Raw genomic sequence first — 16,738 nt, forward strand, 5'->3', positions numbered from 1 at the left:
TCGGGTGCCGTTTTTTTAGCCCTCGATTTCACGTTTCACCGCCCGACGCACCGCTTTGAGGAGGGCGTTTTCAAAGGCGTTGTGCCCGGCGTGCAGCAGCCGGCAGTGAATGTTCATGCGTTGCCTGAGCCAGCGCACGCTGGCCATGCCATGGGTGTCGCGGATGCCCTGGATCAGCAGGGTGTTGTCGTCGAGGGTCAGGTATTCGTCCTTTGGTGTGAAGAAATAGTTGTGCAGGTGGTAATGCAGTTCGAGGCGGATCGCGAGCACCGCTTCCTGATCGACGAAGCGCTCCAGTGTGGCGCGGCAAATCGTCTGCCCTGTGCGACGTAGAACAGCGTTCAACCATACGATGGCGGCGCGGTGTTGCTGCGATGGACAGCCTTCGCCGAGGATTCGGTAGATGTTCCTGGCGCGGTCGCCGGTCGACGTTTGAGGCGATTGAGCCAACCCGTCATTGAGTGCCTGATCGTAGGTCTGGACATTGGCGGCAAACGGCACGAATACCGAAACCAGCGTGGTTTTCAGCAGGTGCTGCGGATATCGCTGTTGGTACTGGATCGCCAGCCAGCTACCCCATGACATGCCCAGCACGCTGATTTTTTCGAAGCCGAAATGCTGGCGCAGGGCATCGATGTCTTCGACACACGGCGCGGTGCTGTTGTCCCGCAGCTCGCCGTAAGGCGTCGAGCGCCCGCAACCCCGTTGGTCAAACAGGATGATGTCGAACCGGCCCGGGTCGAAAAATTGCAGATGGTGACGACTGCTTCGCCCGCCGGGCCCGCCATGGAGGAAAAACACCGGTTCGTGTCCCGGAACACCATGGCGTTCCCAATAGAGTTGATGGCCGTCGCCGGTCGGGTAATAACCCCGGCTGTGCAGGGAAAAGGTCATGCCGGTTGCGCAGTCTGGAGACTTTGAGGTGCATGACGCGCAGTCTTGATGTCGCTGACGTAGCTCATTAGGTGTTCCCCCTGACGGTTCTGTGGGTGAGCGAGTTCAAGCACGAACCGAATCTAGGCCTGCGGCAATATAAACATTGCCGGTAGGACTGGACTGGCCGTTGCGGTGATCACGATTGAAATAGAAGTTACGGTTGAGCACCGTCAGGCTGCGGCATTCGATAAACCCTTCGGGTTTTTCTTCTGTAAAACACCACGGACGGCCCGGAGTCGACAATCACTGCCAGAGCGGCCATCGACACTCTTTTGTTGTTAACCATCAATCACTCCTTGGGTTAGGCAGAGCGGGAACGAGCTTCGGCGTGGGTTTTATTGTTCGACGGGCAAGAACCCGCCGGTATGGTCGCCGGGAGAAATCGTTGCTGCGCTGCGGATAACGCCGAGGTGATCGGGGGATCACAAATTTGTTGGATCCCCGAAGTCAGGTCAGAGCCGCAAGATGGTCGATCGTTTGTGGAAAACGCTCGACCAGTCGAATGAGTGTCGTCGCTTGGGCATTTGGCGTTGCTCGACCTTGTTCCCAGTTTTCGAGAGTTCGTGTGTTGGTTCGCAGATACATGGCGAACACTGACCTGGAGAGGTTGAGTTGTTGGCGGATCGCGACCACTTCCTCCGCGGTTATCGGCAACAGCTTTGGTAATTGGACTTTGTGGGTTCGAAGGGTGACCTTGCCCTGGCGCTCGTCAGCCAAAGCCTCCATGCCCTCCATCAGTTCGGAAAAAATGTCACGTTTCATATTTGGCTCTCGTGTTGATTTCTGTATCCAATGCCTGTTTGAAGACTCTTTTCTGGGAAGGCAACAGATCGTCTTGCTCGTTTTTGCTGTACACGGTGAACAGCCAGAATTGGTCGAAACCAGACCACCAGTAATAAATCACTCGTAATCCGCTGCGCTTGCCTTTTCCGCGTCGTTGGTCGCAGAAGCGAATTTTGCGCAGCCCACCCGTGCCTTCGATGAGATCGCCCGCTTCGGGATTTTTCAGCAACTCCAACTGAAAGCTGCGGAATAGATCATCATCCAGGTAATCGTTCCGGTGCTTCTGGAACGCGGGTAATTCGATAAAAAGAGCATCCATGTTCTGTACGTTACCTGCGTATAGTTTTGTCCCGATGATCGAATTGGTCAAGGCCTCCAGGCCATCCTTTTCGCCCCCTTTTCAACGGTAGTCACCGACCGTAAAAACGCCTGTAGGACGAGTCGGCCAGTGTGGTGGGAACGTTCAACTGTTCAGGGAAGAGCTTTGCGATTGACTCGTCGGAACAATCCGCAGCACTATCCAGCCATGACTGCCCAACACCGAATGACCATGATGTGCTCCTCTATGACCGCTTCCGGCGGGCCATAAGGTCATGCATGTCTGGTAAATGACGTGTTGTTACCCAAAGCCCCGCCAGAAATGGACGGGGCTTTTTCATTGCCCGTCCGCACATGGCTCAAGGAGAGAGAAATGTTCGAAATGAAAAGAGCCGACCCGGACGATGCCGGGATAGCGTTCGAGATCCGGCGACTGGCGATCCGGCATCAATGCATCGGTGCCTACAGCGAGCAGCAAATGCTCGACTGGACAAAGGGCTCGGCAGCGGATGGTTATGACACGCTCATGCAAAAGCATTTCTATCTGGGTTGCATTGAGGGTGAGCCCGTGGCAACCGGAATGCTCGATCTGGAGCACCGTGAAATCGGTGCAATCTTCATTCATCCGGATTTCATGCAGCGTGGGCTGGGTAAGCGAGTGCTGCAGTTTCTGGAAGCGCTGGCACAGGATCTGGGGCTGGCAGAGGTTTGTCTGGATGCGACGTTGAATGCCGCTGATTTTTATCGGCGCTGCGGTTACGTCGGGGAGGGGAGGGCGATCTATCAATCGCCTTCAGGTCTGCAACTGGTTTGCGTGCCGATGGTGAAAAAACTCAAGACGGTCTAGACGCAAAAACGGCACCCGAAGGTGCCGTTTCTGTTTGTAGCCAACTATCGCTGAGCGATCAGCCCGCCAGGCCCGATTGCTGAACCAGGGTCAGCAACGGTTGTGGGTACAGGCCGAGGAAGAACGCCAGGACGGCAATCGCCAGCAGCATCACGCCGCCTGCTTTCTGTTCCCAGTGCAGTTGGGCGTCGTGGCGGCGCAGGTTCGGTTCGATCAGGTACAGGGTGACCATCACGCGCAGGTAGTAGAACACGCCGATGGCGCTGCCCAGGACCAGGGAACCGACCAACCACCATTGGTGCGATTCGACACCGGTGGCGATGATGTAGAACTTGCCGATGAAGCCTGCGGTCAGCGGGATACCGGCCAGGGACAGCATCATCACGGTCAGTACGGCGGTCAGGTACGGACGGCGCCAGAACAGGCCGCGGTACTCGTACAGCGCGTCTGCGTCACGGCCGTTGTACGGGGAGGACATCAGGGTGATCACGCCGAAGGCGCCGAGGCTGGTGATCACGTAGGTGACCAGATACACGCCGATGGCTTCCACCGCCAGACCCTTGCTCGCCACCAGTGCGATCAGCAGGTAGCCGAAGTGCGCGATGGACGAGTAACCGAGCAGACGCTTGAGGTTGCTCTGGGTCAGGGCCAGCAGGTTACCGAACAGGATCGAAGCGATGGCGATGATGGTCAGCACGTTGCTCAGAACGCCACTGCTTGCGGCAGGGGAGATCTGGAACAAACGAACCATGACCGCGAACACGGCCACTTTCGACGCGGTGGCGAGGAACGCGGCTACCGGTGCCGGAGCACCTTCGTACACGTCCGGCGTCCACAGGTGGAACGGTACCAGCGACAGCTTGAACGCCAGACCGATCAGCATCATGCCCAGGCCCAGTTGCGCCAGCGAGCTTGGCAGGCCGGTCGCGGCCAGTGCCTGACCGATGCCGACGAAGCTCAGCGAACCCGAGTCGGCGTACAGCAGCGCCATACCGAACAGCAGGAACGCGGAACCGGCGGCCGACAGCACCATGTACTTGATGCCGGCTTCCAGCGAACGCTTGTTGAAGAAGGCGTAGGCCACCAGACCGTAGACCGGCACCGACAGCAGTTCCAGACCGATGAACAGGCCGGCCAGGTGCTGCGCGCTGACCAGAACCAGGCCACCGGCGGCAGCCATCAGGATCAGCAGGTACAGTTCTTCACGGTTGCCCGGGTAACCCGAACCGCCATCGCCGAGGTAGGCGTGGGCGAGGGTGACGCAAGCGAGGGTAGCGACCAGGATCAGCGCCATGTACAGGCAGGCAAAGGTGTCGATCTGCAGCAATGGGGTCACGGCCAGAGGCGCGACTTTCAGGGCCGGCAGGATCGACAGCAAGGCCAGGTTCAGACCTGCCACCGAAATCAGGAAGGTCTGCGAGTGGTTGCGGCGCCAGGCGATTGCCAGCATCACCACGATAATGGTGAGGCTGGTGATCAACAGTGGCGCTAGCGCAATAAAGTGTTGAATCGTGAATTCCATAGCGCTCTTACCGGGCCGAAGCGAGTTGAGTGAAGGCGGTGCCGAGCCACTGCTGCACGCCATGCATCGTGGCGGCGGAAGTGTCGAGGAACGGTTGCGGGTAGACGCCGAGGTAAATCAGCAGTACCGCAAGGCCCAGCACCATGATCAGTTCGCGACCGTCCATGCCGTGCAGGATCGAATCCGATTTGGACGGACCGAAGTAAGCGCGGTGGATCATGATCAGCGAGTAGACCGAACCGAACACCAGACCGGAGGTGGCAATCGCGGTGATCCATGGCGCACTGGCGAACGTACCGATCAGGATCAGGAACTCACCGACGAAGTTACCGGTGCCTGGCAGACCCAGCGAAGCGGCTGCGAAGAACAGGCTGATCGCCGGCAGGTAAGCGATACGCGACCACAGACCGCCCATCTCACGCATGTCACGCGTATGCAGACGCTCGTACAGCTGACCGCTGAGGATAAACAGTGCCGCTGCCGACAGACCGTGGGCCAGCATCTGGATCACGGCACCTTGCAGTGCCAGTTGGCTGCCGGAGTAGATGCCGATCAGTACGAAGCCCATGTGGGAAACGGACGAGAAGGCGATCAGACGCTTGATGTCGGTTTGCGCGAAAGCGAGGAACGCACCGTAGAAGATCCCGATCAGACCGAGGGTCATGGCGATCGGCGCGAACTCGGCCGAGGCGTTCGGGAACAGCGGCAGGGCGAAACGCAGCAGACCGTAGGCCGCGGTTTTCAGCAGGATACCGGCGAGGTCGACGGAACCTGCAGTCGGCGCCTGGGCGTGAGCGTCAGGCAGCCAGGAGTGGAACGGAACCACTGGCAGCTTGACCGCGAAGGCGATGAAGAAGCCGAGCATCAGAATGTACTCGGTGGTCATCGACATCTTGGTCTTCAACAGATCGGCGTAGTTGAAGGTGATCACGCCGGTGCTGTTGTAGTTGACCAGGACCAGACCGAGGATCGCCACCAGCATGATCAGGCCGGAAGCCTGAGTGAAGATGAAGAACTTGGTCGCTGCGTAGATCCGGGTTTTCTTGCCGTCCGAAGAACTGTGACCCCAGAGCGCGATGAGGAAGTACATCGGCACCAGCATCATTTCCCAGAAGAAGAAGAACATGAACAGGTCGAGGGCGAGGAACACGCCGACAACGCCGCCCAGGATCCACATCAGGTTCAGGTGGAAGAAGCCAACGTGACGTTGAATCTCTTTCCACGAGCAGAGTACCGACAGGATACCCAGCAGGCCGGTCAACAGGATCATCAGCAGCGACAGGCCGTCGAGGGCCAGGTGCACGTTGATGCCGAAGCGCTGGATCCAGACGTGCTTGAACTCAAGCGCCCAGGTCGGATCGGCGCCTGGCGCCGGTGCAAATGAATAGTCACCGTGGGCCCACAGCCAGAGGCCGAGAGCGAGTTCCAGGGTCATGGTCAACAGCGCAATCCAGCGGGGGAGGGTGGCGCCGAAGCGCTCACCCAGCCAGCACAGCAGGCCGCCGATGAAGGGGATCAGGATTAGCCAAGGCAGAATCATGACGGGCTCGTTTCCTTTCGCAAATTCGCAAGGTTCATATCAGACCGCTACCAGCACGACAGCGCCGATGACCAACACGGCACCAGCAGCCATCGAAGCAGCGTACCAACGCAGTTGACCGGTTTCGGTACGGCTCAGGGCAGTGTGACCACCCTTGGCCATGCGCGGGATCAGACCGATGGTCTGGTCGAGCGGGTCTTTGCGCAGCATGTGGCTGATCGCAAGGTACGGCTTCACGAACAGTTTGTCGTAGATCCAGTCGAAGCCCCAGGCAGCGAACCACCAGGCCGAAAGGAGACGGCCGATGCCGCTGTTGGCGATCGCGGTCACGAAGCGACGCTTGCCGAGGAACAGCAGGGCCGCCAGCAGGATACCGGCCAGGGCGATGGCGCCCGAGGCAATTTCCAGACTGTGCTTGGCTTCGCCACCGGCATGGCCAACGCTCTCCGGCAGCACGCCGTGCAGTGGTGGAACGATCATCGCGCCGACGAAGGTCGACAGCACGATCAGCACCGACAGCGGCAGCCAGTGAGCGATGCCGTGACCGGCGTGGGCTTCGGTCTTGGCTTCACCGTGGAACGCGATGAAGATCAGGCGGAAGGTGTACAGCGACGTCATGAAGGCACCGACCAGACCTGCGTAAAGCAGACCGTGGTTGCCGCTGGCGAACGCTTCCCAGAGGATTTCGTCCTTGGAGTAGAAACCGGCGGTCACCAGCGGCAGCGCGGCCAGGGCGGCACCACCGACGATGAAGCTGGCGTAGGCCAGCGGCAGTTTCTTCCACAGGCCGCCCATCTTGAAGATGTTCTGCTCGTGGTGGCAGGCAACGATTACCGCACCGGAGGCAAGGAACAGCAGGGCCTTGAAGAAGGCGTGGGTCATCAGGTGGAAGATCGCGCCTTCCCAGGCGCCAACGCCCAGCGCCAGGAACATGTAGCCGATCTGGCTCATGGTCGAGTAGGCGAGGATACGTTTGATGTCGGTTTGTACCAGCGCGGCGAAACCTGCCAGTACCAAGGTCACGCCACCGACGATGCCGACCAGGTGCAGGATGTCCGGCGCCAGGGCGAACAGGCCGTGGGTACGGGCGATCAGGTAGACACCGGCAGTAACCATGGTTGCGGCGTGGATCAGTGCCGAAACCGGGGTAGGGCCGGCCATCGCGTCCGCCAGCCAGGTCTGCAGCGGCAGTTGCGCCGATTTACCGACCGCACCGCCCAGGAGCATCAGGGTCGCCAGCACGATCCAGAAATCGCCGACCTTGAAGTGCTCGGGCGCCTTCACCAGCAGTTCCTGGACGTTCAGCGTGCCCAGTTGCTGGAACAGGATGAACAGGCCGATCGCCATGAACACGTCGCCGATACGGGTGACGATGAAGGCTTTGAGTGCGGCGTTACCGTTGTTGCGGTTGCTGTAGTAGAAACCGATCAACAGGTACGAGCACAGGCCCACGCCTTCCCAACCGAAGTAGATGAACAGCAGGTTATCGCCCAGGATCAGGAACAGCATGCTGGCGATAAACAGGTTGGTGTACGAGAAGAAGCGCGAGTAACCGTCTTCACCACGCATGTACCACGATGCAAACAGGTGGATCAGGAAGCCGACACCGACGACCACACCGAGCATGGTCACGGACAGACCATCCAGGTACAGCGCGAAGTCAGGCTGGAAACCTTCCACCGACATCCAGCGCCACAGCACCTGGGTGTAGACGCCACCTTCCGGTGGAGCGACGTTGAATTGCCAGATCACGTAGGCCGCGACGATGGCAGACAGGCCGATGGAGCCGACACCGATCAGCGCCGACAGGTTTTCCGAGAAGCGGCCGCGGGAGAACGACAGCAACAGGAACCCGATCAGAGGGAATACGAAAGTCAGAAAGAGTAGGTTCATCCGCGCATCTCACTGGCAGCGTCGATATCGAGCGTGTGGAAGCGGCGATACAGTTGCAGCAGGATCGCCAGGCCAATACTGGCTTCGGCGGCTGCAAGGCTGATCACCAGGATGAACATGATCTGTCCATCCGGTTGCGCCCAGCGGGCGCCCGCAACGATGAAGGCCAGTGCAGAGGCGTTCATCATCACTTCCAGACTCATCAACACGAACAAAATGTTGCGGCGGACCATCAGGCCGACCAGACCAAGGCAGAACAGGATGCCGGCAACTGCCAGACCATGTTCGAGAGGGATAGCAGGCATGTCTTACTCCTTCGCCTCGTTACGGCCCAAATGGAACGCCGTGACGGCTGCAGCGAGCAGCAGCATCGAGGCGAGTTCGACCACCAGCAGATACGGACCGAACAGGCTGATGCCCACGGCTTTTGCATCGACGGTGGTGTGGCCGATGGCCTGACCGCTCTGGTGAGCGAACAGCACATACAGCAGTTCGGCCAGCAGCAGGGCGGCGAGAATCACCGGCCCCGCCCAGATCCCGGGCTTGAGCCAGGTGCGTTCCTGCTGAACCGAGGCCGGGCCCAGGTTCAGCATCATCACCACGAACACGAACAGCACCATGATGGCGCCAGCGTAGGCGATCACTTCCAGCACGCCGGCGAACGGAGCGCCGAGTGCGAAGAAGGTCATGGCCACGGCGATCAACGAAATGATCAGGTAGAGCAGGGCGTGCACAGGATTGGTGTTGGTGACCACACGCAGTGTGGACACAACAGCGATACCCGATGCGAAATAGAAAGCGAATTCCATCGTTCTTCCTTAAGGCAGCAAGCTCTTCACGTTGATCGGCTCGGCTTCGTTTTGTGCGGCGCCTTTCGGCTTGCCCGCAACGGCCATACCTGCAACACGATAGAAGTTGTAATCAGGGTTTTTGCCGGGGCCGGAGATCAGCAGATCTTCTTTCTCGTACACCAGGTCCTGACGTTTGAACTCGGCCATCTCGAAATCCGGCGTCAGCTGGATCGCGGTGGTCGGGCAGGCTTCCTCGCAGAGACCGCAGAAAATGCAGCGCGAGAAGTTGATACGGAAGAAGTCCGGGTACCAGCGACCGTCTTCGGTTTCAGCTTTCTGCAGCGAGATGCAACCCACCGGGCACGCCACGGCGCACAGGTTGCAGGCTACGCAGCGTTCTTCGCCGTCGGGGTCGCGGGTCAGGACGATGCGACCACGGTAGCGCGGCGGCAGGTAGACCGGCTCTTCCGGGTATTGCAGGGTGTCGCGCTTGCGAAAGCCATGGCCGAAGACCATGACCAGGCTGCGCAACTGGGTACCGGTACCCTTAACGATGTCGCCAATATATTTGAACATGGGTCAAATCCTCACTGAACCGCAACCGCAGGTGTGTTCCACAACACAACCGCAGCGGTTATCAGCAAATTGATCAGGGTCAGTGGCAGGCAGAATTTCCAGCTGAAATCCATCACCTGGTCATAACGCGGACGCGGGATGGAAGCGCGCAGCAGGATGAAGAGCATGATGAAGAACGCGGTCTTCAGTGCGAACCAGACGAAGGACAGTTGCGGCAGGATGCCGAACGGACCGTGCCAGCCACCGAAGAACAGGGTGACCAGCAGCGCCGAGATCAGGATGATGCCGATGTATTCACCGACGAAGAACATGCCCCATTTCATACCGGCGTATTCAATGTGGTAACCGTCGGCCAGTTCCTGTTCCGCTTCCGGCTGGTCGAACGGGTGACGGTGAGTCACGGCCACGCCAGCGATGAAGAAGGTACAGAAGCCGAAGAACTGCGGAATGATGAACCACAGGTTCTGCGCCTGGTACTCGACGATGTCGCGCATGTTGAACGAGCCGACCTGCACCACGATGCCCATCAGGGCCAGGCCCATGAACACTTCGTAGGACACGGTCTGCGCCGAGGCACGCAAGCTGCCCAACAGGGCGAACTTGTTGTTGCTCGACCAGCCGGCGAACAGCACCGCGTAGACCGACAGACCGGCCATGGCGAAGAAGAACAGCAGGCCGATGTTCAGATCCGCCACGCCCCAGGTCGGGGTGATCGGGATGATCGCGAAAGCGATCAGCAGGGCGGACATGGCCACCACCGGTGCCAGGGTGAAGATCACCTTGTCGGCAAACGGCGGGGTCCAGTCTTCCTTGAAGAACATCTTCAGCATGTCGGCTGCGATCTGGAACATGCCGAACGGACCCACGCGGTTCGGACCGTAACGGTCCTGCCACCAGCCCAGCAGGCGACGCTCGACAAAGCTGAGCAACGCGCCTGCGACCACCACGGCCAGCAGGATCACGATGGCCTTGATGACCGTCAGGATCACATCGATCACTTCAGGGGTGAACCAGGTCATTGCGCTGCCTCCTGCAGACCATCAACGGTTTGGCCGAAAATCGCCGGCGGAATGCCTGCCAGACCGGCCGGCAGTGCAACCAGGCCAGCGCCCAGCTCTTCATTGATGCGCAGCGGCAGTCGCAGGGTCTGGCCGGCAACATTGAGGCTCAACAGTGCGCCGTCGTTGACGCCCAGGCGATCCGCTTCGGACTTGGCCAGTGCAACGTAGGCGGCCGGAATGCGTTCCTGAACCGGTGCGGCTTTCGACGAGTTCTCCTCGCTGCCGAACAGGTGGTAGAACGGCACGGCTTGCCAGGTGCCCTGGGCCGGGTTGAACGCGCGCGGAACACTGGCGAACCAGTTCAGCGAATCACCGCTGCTTTCGATCAGGCGGGTGCCCGGATCGCCAGCGCGCAGGTGACCACCGACTTCGTCCTGGAACTTGTTCCAGGCTTGCGGCGAGTTCCAGCCCGGCGACCAGGCGAACGGCACTTGCTGACGCGGTTCGGCGGATCCCGAGTAACCTTCCATCGAGAAGGCGAACGCGGTGTCCTTGTCCTGCGGGGTGCGTGGTTCGTGAACGCTGATATCGGCGCGCATCGCGGTGCGACCGGAGTAACGCAGCGGCTCACGCGCCAGTTTCAGACCCTTGATGCGGAACGAGGCGGACGGTGCGGCGTCGACGATACGGGCCAGTTGCGGGGTGCTCGAAGCAACGGCAGCGGTCACGTGGTCGAGTTGCGTCCAGTCGATCGGCTGGTTCAGCAGGGTAGCGCGCAGGGCGTGCAGCCAGCGCCAGCCTTCGTGGACCAGAATGCTCGCGTCCATGTATTGCGGGTCGAAAACCTGGAAGAAGCGCTGGGCGCGACCTTCCTGGCTGACCAGCGTGCCGTCGCCTTCAGCGAAGCTGGCGGCTGGCAGAACCAGATGCGCGCGGTCGCTGGTGGCGGTCTTCTGATGGTCGGCAACGATCACTACTTGCGCAGCGTTCAGTGCCGCATCGACCTTGGCTTTGGAGGTGCGGGTGTACAGATCGTTTTCCAGCACGACGATGGCGTCGGCCTTGCCGTCGATGACCGCTTGCAGCGCAGCATCGACCGATTCGCCACCGAGCATGGCCAGGCCGAGGCTGTTGGCTTCCGGCACGATCAGGCTGATCGAACCGTTCTTCTCGCGCAGCTTCAGGGCCTTGGCGATGTTCGCAGCGGCTTCGATCAAGGCTTTGGAGCCCAGCGAAGTACCGGCGATGATCAGCGGACGCTTGGCCGCGAGCAGGGCGTCGGCGATGCGCTTGGCCAGCTCCAGGGCTTCGGCGTCCAGACCTTCAACGGCCGGTGCGCTGGCGTCCAGGGCGTGAGCCACGGCGAAACCGATGCGTGCCAGATCGTCGGGAGCGGCGTGTACGCATTCTTCGGCGATGTCGTCGAGCTTGGTTTCAGCCAGGCTGGCGATGAACAGCGGGTTCAGTTCGTGCTGACCGATGTTCTTCACCGCAGCGTCGAGCCAAGGCTGGACGCGCATGGCTTCGGCCATGTCTTCGGCCTTGCCTTTGACCGACTGACGCAGGGCCAGGGCCATGCGGGCGGCGGTCTGGGTCAGGTCTTCACCGAGGACGAACACGGCGTCGTGGTCTTCGATGTCGCGCATGTTCGGCACTGGCAGCGGGCTGTCTTTCAGCACTTGCAGGACCAGACGGATGCGTTCCAGCTCCGAGGCTTCGATACCGGAGTAGAAGTGCTCGGCGCCTACCAGTTCACGCAACGCGTAGTTGCTTTCCAGGCTGGCACGCGGCGAACCGATACCGACGATGTTGCGACCGCGCAGCAGGTCGGCGGCTTTGTCCAGCGCAGCATCCAGGCCAAGCTTGGTGCCGTCGGCCAGCAGTGGCTGACGTGGGCGGTCGGTGCGGTTGACGTAGCCATAACCGAAACGGCCACGGTCGCACAGGAAATACTGGTTCACCGAACCGTTGTAACGGTTTTCGATGCGACGCAGTTCGCCGTAACGCTCGCCCGGGGAGATGTTGCAACCGCTCGAGCAGCCATGGCAGATGCTCGGCGAGAACTGCATGTCCCACTTGCGGTTGTAGCGCTCGGAGTGAGTCTTGTCGGTGAACACACCGGTCGGGCAGACCTCGGTGAGGTTGCCGGAGAACTCGCTTTCGAGGGTGCCGTCTTCAACGCGACCGAAGTACACGTTGTCGTGGGCGCCGAATACACCGAGGTCGGTGCCGCCGGCGTAATCCTTGTAGAAACGCACGCAGCGGTAGCAGGCGATGCAGCGGTTCATCTCGTGGGAAATGAACGGGCCCAGTTGCTGGTTCTGGTGGGTGCGTTTGGTGAAGCGATAACGGCGCTCGTTGTGGCCGGTCATCACCGTCATGTCTTGCAGGTGGCAGTGACCGCCTTCCTCGCACACAGGGCAGTCGTGTGGGTGGTTGGTCATCAGCCATTCGACGACACTGGCGCGGAACGCCTTGGATTCTTCATCGTCGATGGAGATCCAGGTGTTGTCGGTGGCAGGGGTCATGCAGGACATGACGATGCGACCACGGGTGTCGTTCTCGTCGGTGTACTGCTTGACCGCACACTGGCGGCAGGCCCCGACGCTACCAAGCGCGGGGTGCCAGCAGAAATAAGGGATGTCGAGGCCCAGCGACAGACATGCCTGTAACAGGTTGTCTGCCCCGTCGACTTCGAGCGCTTTGCCGTCTACGTGGATAGTGGCCATGGTTCAAAGGTCTTCGTTGGCCCGGTGTCAGCGGGCGTGGCTAATGGAATCTTGTTATCCGTCCGAATCCAGTCAGCCCCGAAAGGCGTCATCGGACGAAAGGCGAAGGGCACGGACCCTTCGCCTTTTTTAAGCGTTTACGCGCCGACTGTGATCGGCTTCGCCAGAGGCGGGACGGCGGCGCTTGCGGGCGCGATACCGGCTTCGAACTCTGGACGGAAGTATTTGATGGCACTGCCCAACGGCTCCACGGCACCCGGTGCGTGAGCACAGAAGGTCTTGCCCGGGCCGAGGAAGTTGACCAGACCCAGCAGGGTCTCGATGTCGCCTGGCTGGCCGCGGCCTTGTTCGATGGCCATCAGCAGCTTGACGCTCCATGGCAAACCATCACGGCAAGGAGTGCAGAAACCACAGGATTCGCGAGCGAAGAACTGCTCCATGTTGCGCAGCAGGGACACCATGTTGACGCTGTCATCCACCGCCATGGCCAGGCCGGTACCCATACGGGTGCCCACTTTGGCGATGCCGCCGGCGTACATTTGTGCGTCGAGGTGTTCCGGCAACAGGAAACCGGTACCGGCGCCGCCTGGCTGCCAGGCCTTGAGCTTGTAACCGTCGCGCATGCCGCCGGCGTAATCTTCGAACAGTTCGCGACCGGTCACGCCGAATGGCAGTTCCCACAGGCCCGGGTTCTTGACCTTGCCGGAGAAGCCCATGAGCTTGGTGCCCATGTCTTCGCTGCCGTCGCGGGCCAACGATTTGTACCAGTCGACGCCGTCGGCGATGATCGCCGGCACGTTGCACAGGGTTTCAACGTTGTTCACGCAGGTCGGCTTGCCCCAGACGCCGACGGCGGCAGGGAAGGGCGGCTTGGAGCGCGGGTTGGCGCGGCGGCCTTCGAGGGAGTTGATCAGTGCGGTTTCTTCACCGCAGATGTAACGCCCGGCGCCGGTGTGGACGAACAGCTCGAAATCGAAGCCGCTGCCCAGGATGTTCTTGCCCAGCAGGCCGGCTGCCTTGGCTTCTTCCACGGCACGGTTCAGGTGCTTGGCGGCGGTGGTGTACTCGCCACGCAGGAAGATGTAGCCACGATAGGTTTTCAGCGCGCGGGCGCTGATCAGCATGCCTTCGATCAGCAGATGGGGCAGTTGCTCCATCAGCATGCGGTCTTTCCAGGTGTTCGGCTCCATTTCATCCGCGTTGCACAGCAGGTAGCGGATGTTGATGGATTCGTCCTTTGGCATCAGGCCCCACTTCACGCCAGTGGGGAAGCCTGCACCGCCGCGACCTTTGAGGCCGGCGTCTTTCACGGTCTGGACGATGGCGTCCTGATCCATGTCGGCGAAAGCCTTGCGCGCAGCGGCGTAACCGTTCTTGGCCTGGTACTCGTCGAGCCACACGGCTTCGCCGTCGTCACGCAGGCGCCAGGTCAGCGGGTGAGTCTCGGCCGAACGCTGGATGCGGTTGGCAGGACCGAAAGAAGTCAGGGTCATACGTAGCCCTCGAGCAGTTTGGCGACGCCGGCAGGCTGGACATCGCCAAAGGTGTCGTCATCGATCATCAGCGCCGGTGCCTTGTCGCAGTTGCCGAGGCAGCACACCGGCAGCAGGGTGAAGCGACCGTCGGCGGTGGTCTGGCCCAGGCCGATACCCAGGTTGTTCTGGATTTCGCTGACCACCGACTCGTGGCCGCCGATGTAGCAGACCATGCTGTCGCAGACGCGAATGATGTGACGGCCGACCGGCTGACGGAAGATCTGGCTGTAGAACGTGGCCACGCCTTCAACGTCGCTGGCCGGGATGCCGAGGATCTCGCCGATGGCGTACAGGGCTCCGTCCGGCACCCAGCCGCGTTCCTTCTGAACGATCTTCAGGGCTTCGATCGACGCCGCGCGCGGGTCTTCGTAGTGATGCAGCTCGTGCTCGATGGCCGAGCGCTCGGTTTCACTCAGGGTGAAACGGTCTGTCTGGATAAGCGTGCTGTTCATGCTTAGCGGTCCACGTCGGCCATAACGAAATCGATACTACCCAGGTACGCAATCAGGTCCGCGACCATGCTGCCTTTGATCACCGAAGGGATCTGTTGCAGATGCGGGAAGCTCGGAGTACGGATCCGGGTACGGTAGCTCATGGTGCCGCCGTCGCTCGTCAGGTAATAACTGTTGATGCCCTTGGTCGCTTCGATCATCTGGAAGGACTCGTTGGCCGGCATGACCGGGCCCCACGAAACCTGCAGGAAGTGCGTGATCAGGGTTTCGATGTGCTGCAGCGTGCGCTCTTTCGGCGGCGGCGTGGTCAGCGGGTGATCCGCCTTGTACGGTCCTTCCGGCATGTTGCGCAGGCACTGGTCGATGATCTTGACGCTCTGGCGCATCTCTTCGACGCGAACCATGCAGCGGTCGTAGGCATCGCCGTTGGCAGCCAGCGGTACTTCGAACTCGAAGTTCTCGTAGCCGGAGTACGGACGCGCTTTACGCAGGTCGAAGTCGCAACCGGTGGAACGCAGGCCGGCACCGGTGACGCCCCATTCCAGGGCTTCTTTGGTGTTGTACTGGGCAACGCCGATGGTACGACCCTTGAGGATGCTGTTCTGCAGGGCAGCCTTGGTGTATTCGTCGAGGCGCTTTGGCAGCCATTCAACGAAGTCTTTCACCAGTTTTTCCCAGCCGCGCGGCAAGTCGTGCGCGACGCCGCCGATGCGGTACCAGGCCGGGTGCAGACGGAAACCGGTAATGGCTTCGATCACCGTGTACGCCTTCTGGCGGTCGGTGAAGGTGAAGAACACCGGGGTCATGGCGCCGACGTCCTGGATGTAGGTACCCAGGAACAGAAGGTGGCTGGTGATCCGGAAGAACTCGGCCATCATGATGCGGATGACGTCGACCTTCTCTGGCACCTTGATGCCGGCCAGCTTCTCGACCGAGAGCACGTACGGCAGGTTGTTCATCACGCCGCCGAGGTAGTCGATACGGTCGGTGTACGGAATGAAGCTGTGCCAGGACTGACGCTCGGCCATCTTCTCGGCGCCACGGTGGTGGTAACCGATGTCCGGAACGCAATCGACGATCTCTTCACCGTCCAGTTGTAGGATGATGCGGAACGCACCGTGCGCCGAAGGGTGGTTCGGACCCAGGTTGAGGAACATGTAGTCCTCGTTCGGGCCGGAGCGCTTCATGCCCCAGTCTTCAGGACGGAAGCGCGCGGCTTCTTCCTCGAGCTGTTGCTTGGCCAGGTTCAGGCTGAACGGATCGAACTCGGTGGCGCGCGCCGGGAAGTCCTTGCGCAGCGGGTGACCTTCCCAGGTCGGCGGCATCATGATGCGCGACAGGTGCGGGTGACCTTTGAAGTCGATGCCGAACATGTCCCAGACTTCACGCTCGTACCAGTTGGCGTTCGGCCAGATGCTGGTGACGGTCGGCAAGCTGAGGTCGCTCTCGGACAAGGCGACCTTGATCATCACGTCACTATTACGTTCCAGCGACATGAGGTGATAGAACACGGTGAAATCGGCACCGCCCGGCAGCCCTTGACGCTTGGTGCGCAGACGCTCGTCCACGCCGTGCAGGTCATAGAGCATGACGTACGGCTTGGGCAGGTTGCGCAGGAAGGTCAGGACTTCGACGAGCTTGGCGCGAGCCACCCACAGCACCGGCATGCCGGTGCGGGTCGGCTGAGCGGTGAACGCTTCGGCGCCAAAACGGTTGTTCAGTTCGACGACCACATCCTGGTCGTCTGCCTTATAAGGCGGGATGTACAGAGCACTGCCTGTAGTCATGGTTATTTTTTCGCTTTCGGTCAACGTA

At 60.6% G+C, this 16,738-nt stretch carries 15 protein-coding genes and 1 pseudogene; 1 reads left to right on the forward strand and 15 read right to left on the reverse strand.

Annotation, left to right across the window (positions count from 1 at the left end; all coding sequences use genetic code 11):
- Positions 1-15: 15 nt before the first annotated feature.
- The 4 genes and pseudogenes from ACKUG4_RS15350 to ACKUG4_RS15365 all read right to left on the reverse strand — a co-directional run bounded on the left by ACKUG4_RS15350 (position 16) and on the right by ACKUG4_RS15365 (position 2,038).
- Positions 16-894 (reverse strand): alpha/beta fold hydrolase, encoded by an 879-nt coding sequence (locus ACKUG4_RS15350; RefSeq protein WP_445434332.1) that lies wholly within the window; start codon positions 892-894, stop codon positions 16-18.
- 129 nt (positions 895-1,023) lie between these two features.
- Positions 1,024-1,198 (reverse strand): annotated as a pseudogene (locus ACKUG4_RS15355) (OprD family porin); the annotation flags it as partial.
- Between the two features lie 185 nt (positions 1,199-1,383).
- A complete protein-coding gene (locus ACKUG4_RS15360) occupies positions 1,384-1,698 on the reverse strand; it encodes a helix-turn-helix domain-containing protein (protein WP_064597757.1) in 315 nt (104 codons plus the stop codon).
- Entirely contained in the window at positions 1,688-2,038 is a 351-nt protein-coding gene (locus ACKUG4_RS15365) for a type II toxin-antitoxin system RelE/ParE family toxin (RefSeq protein ID WP_445434399.1), read from the reverse strand. Before ACKUG4_RS15365 ends, ACKUG4_RS15360 begins: the two co-directional genes overlap by 11 nt.
- Before the next feature lie 372 nt (positions 2,039-2,410).
- Here ACKUG4_RS15365 and ACKUG4_RS15370 point away from each other — a divergent pair, with 372 nt between their 5' ends.
- Entirely contained in the window at positions 2,411-2,884 is a 474-nt protein-coding gene (locus ACKUG4_RS15370) for a GNAT family N-acetyltransferase (RefSeq protein ID WP_064597750.1), read from the forward strand.
- 58 nt (positions 2,885-2,942) lie between these two features.
- On the opposite strand, the gene nuoN is transcribed toward ACKUG4_RS15370, so the two are convergent.
- From nuoN to nuoC, 11 genes are all read right to left on the reverse strand, one after another.
- Complete coding sequence (gene nuoN, locus ACKUG4_RS15375; protein WP_064597748.1) at positions 2,943-4,406, reverse strand: NADH-quinone oxidoreductase subunit NuoN; 1,464 nt, start codon at positions 4,404-4,406, stop codon at positions 2,943-2,945.
- Between the two features lie 7 nt (positions 4,407-4,413).
- The gene (nuoM, locus tag ACKUG4_RS15380; protein WP_011334963.1) at positions 4,414-5,946 is read right to left on the reverse strand and encodes an NADH-quinone oxidoreductase subunit M; all 1,533 of its coding nucleotides are present in this window, start codon (positions 5,944-5,946) and stop codon (positions 4,414-4,416) included.
- A 39-nt stretch (positions 5,947-5,985) separates the two neighbouring features.
- Positions 5,986-7,839, reverse strand: a complete 1,854-nt coding sequence (gene nuoL, locus ACKUG4_RS15385) for an NADH-quinone oxidoreductase subunit L (protein ID WP_085612666.1) — start codon at positions 7,837-7,839, stop codon at positions 5,986-5,988.
- Positions 7,836-8,144, reverse strand: a complete 309-nt coding sequence (nuoK, locus tag ACKUG4_RS15390; RefSeq protein WP_003180046.1) for an NADH-quinone oxidoreductase subunit NuoK — start codon at positions 8,142-8,144, stop codon at positions 7,836-7,838. The genes nuoL and nuoK overlap by 4 nt, the downstream gene beginning before the upstream one ends.
- Before the next feature lie 3 nt (positions 8,145-8,147).
- Positions 8,148-8,648 carry an NADH-quinone oxidoreductase subunit J gene (nuoJ, locus tag ACKUG4_RS15395; protein ID WP_007951462.1) on the reverse strand — a complete coding sequence of 167 codons (501 nt, stop codon included), beginning with the start codon at positions 8,646-8,648 and terminating at the stop codon, positions 8,148-8,150.
- 9 nt (positions 8,649-8,657) lie between these two features.
- The gene (nuoI, locus tag ACKUG4_RS15400; RefSeq protein ID WP_007951461.1) at positions 8,658-9,206 is read right to left on the reverse strand and encodes an NADH-quinone oxidoreductase subunit NuoI; all 549 of its coding nucleotides are present in this window, start codon (positions 9,204-9,206) and stop codon (positions 8,658-8,660) included.
- An 11-nt stretch (positions 9,207-9,217) separates the two neighbouring features.
- Positions 9,218-10,225, reverse strand: coding sequence for an NADH-quinone oxidoreductase subunit NuoH (gene nuoH / locus ACKUG4_RS15405; RefSeq protein WP_007964859.1), 1,008 nt, complete (start codon positions 10,223-10,225; stop codon positions 9,218-9,220).
- Positions 10,222-12,936: an NADH-quinone oxidoreductase subunit NuoG gene (nuoG, locus tag ACKUG4_RS15410; protein ID WP_445434333.1), complete on the reverse strand. Its 2,715-nt coding sequence runs from the start codon at positions 12,934-12,936 to the stop codon at positions 10,222-10,224. Before nuoG ends, nuoH begins: the two co-directional genes overlap by 4 nt.
- A gap of 137 nt (positions 12,937-13,073) precedes the next feature.
- Positions 13,074-14,429 carry an NADH-quinone oxidoreductase subunit NuoF gene (nuoF, locus tag ACKUG4_RS15415; protein WP_064597744.1) on the reverse strand — a complete coding sequence of 452 codons (1,356 nt, stop codon included), beginning with the start codon at positions 14,427-14,429 and terminating at the stop codon, positions 13,074-13,076.
- Positions 14,426-14,923 carry an NADH-quinone oxidoreductase subunit NuoE gene (nuoE, locus tag ACKUG4_RS15420; protein WP_003223804.1) on the reverse strand — a complete coding sequence of 166 codons (498 nt, stop codon included), beginning with the start codon at positions 14,921-14,923 and terminating at the stop codon, positions 14,426-14,428. Before nuoE ends, nuoF begins: the two co-directional genes overlap by 4 nt.
- 2 nt (positions 14,924-14,925) lie before the next feature.
- A complete protein-coding gene (gene nuoC / locus ACKUG4_RS15425) occupies positions 14,926-16,710 on the reverse strand; it encodes an NADH-quinone oxidoreductase subunit C/D (RefSeq protein WP_039767687.1) in 1,785 nt (594 codons plus the stop codon).
- Positions 16,711-16,738 lie beyond the last annotated feature (28 nt).

Source organism: Candidatus Pseudomonas auctus, assembly GCF_048654275.1.
GTDB lineage: Bacteria > Pseudomonadota > Gammaproteobacteria > Pseudomonadales > Pseudomonadaceae > Aquipseudomonas > Aquipseudomonas pharyngis.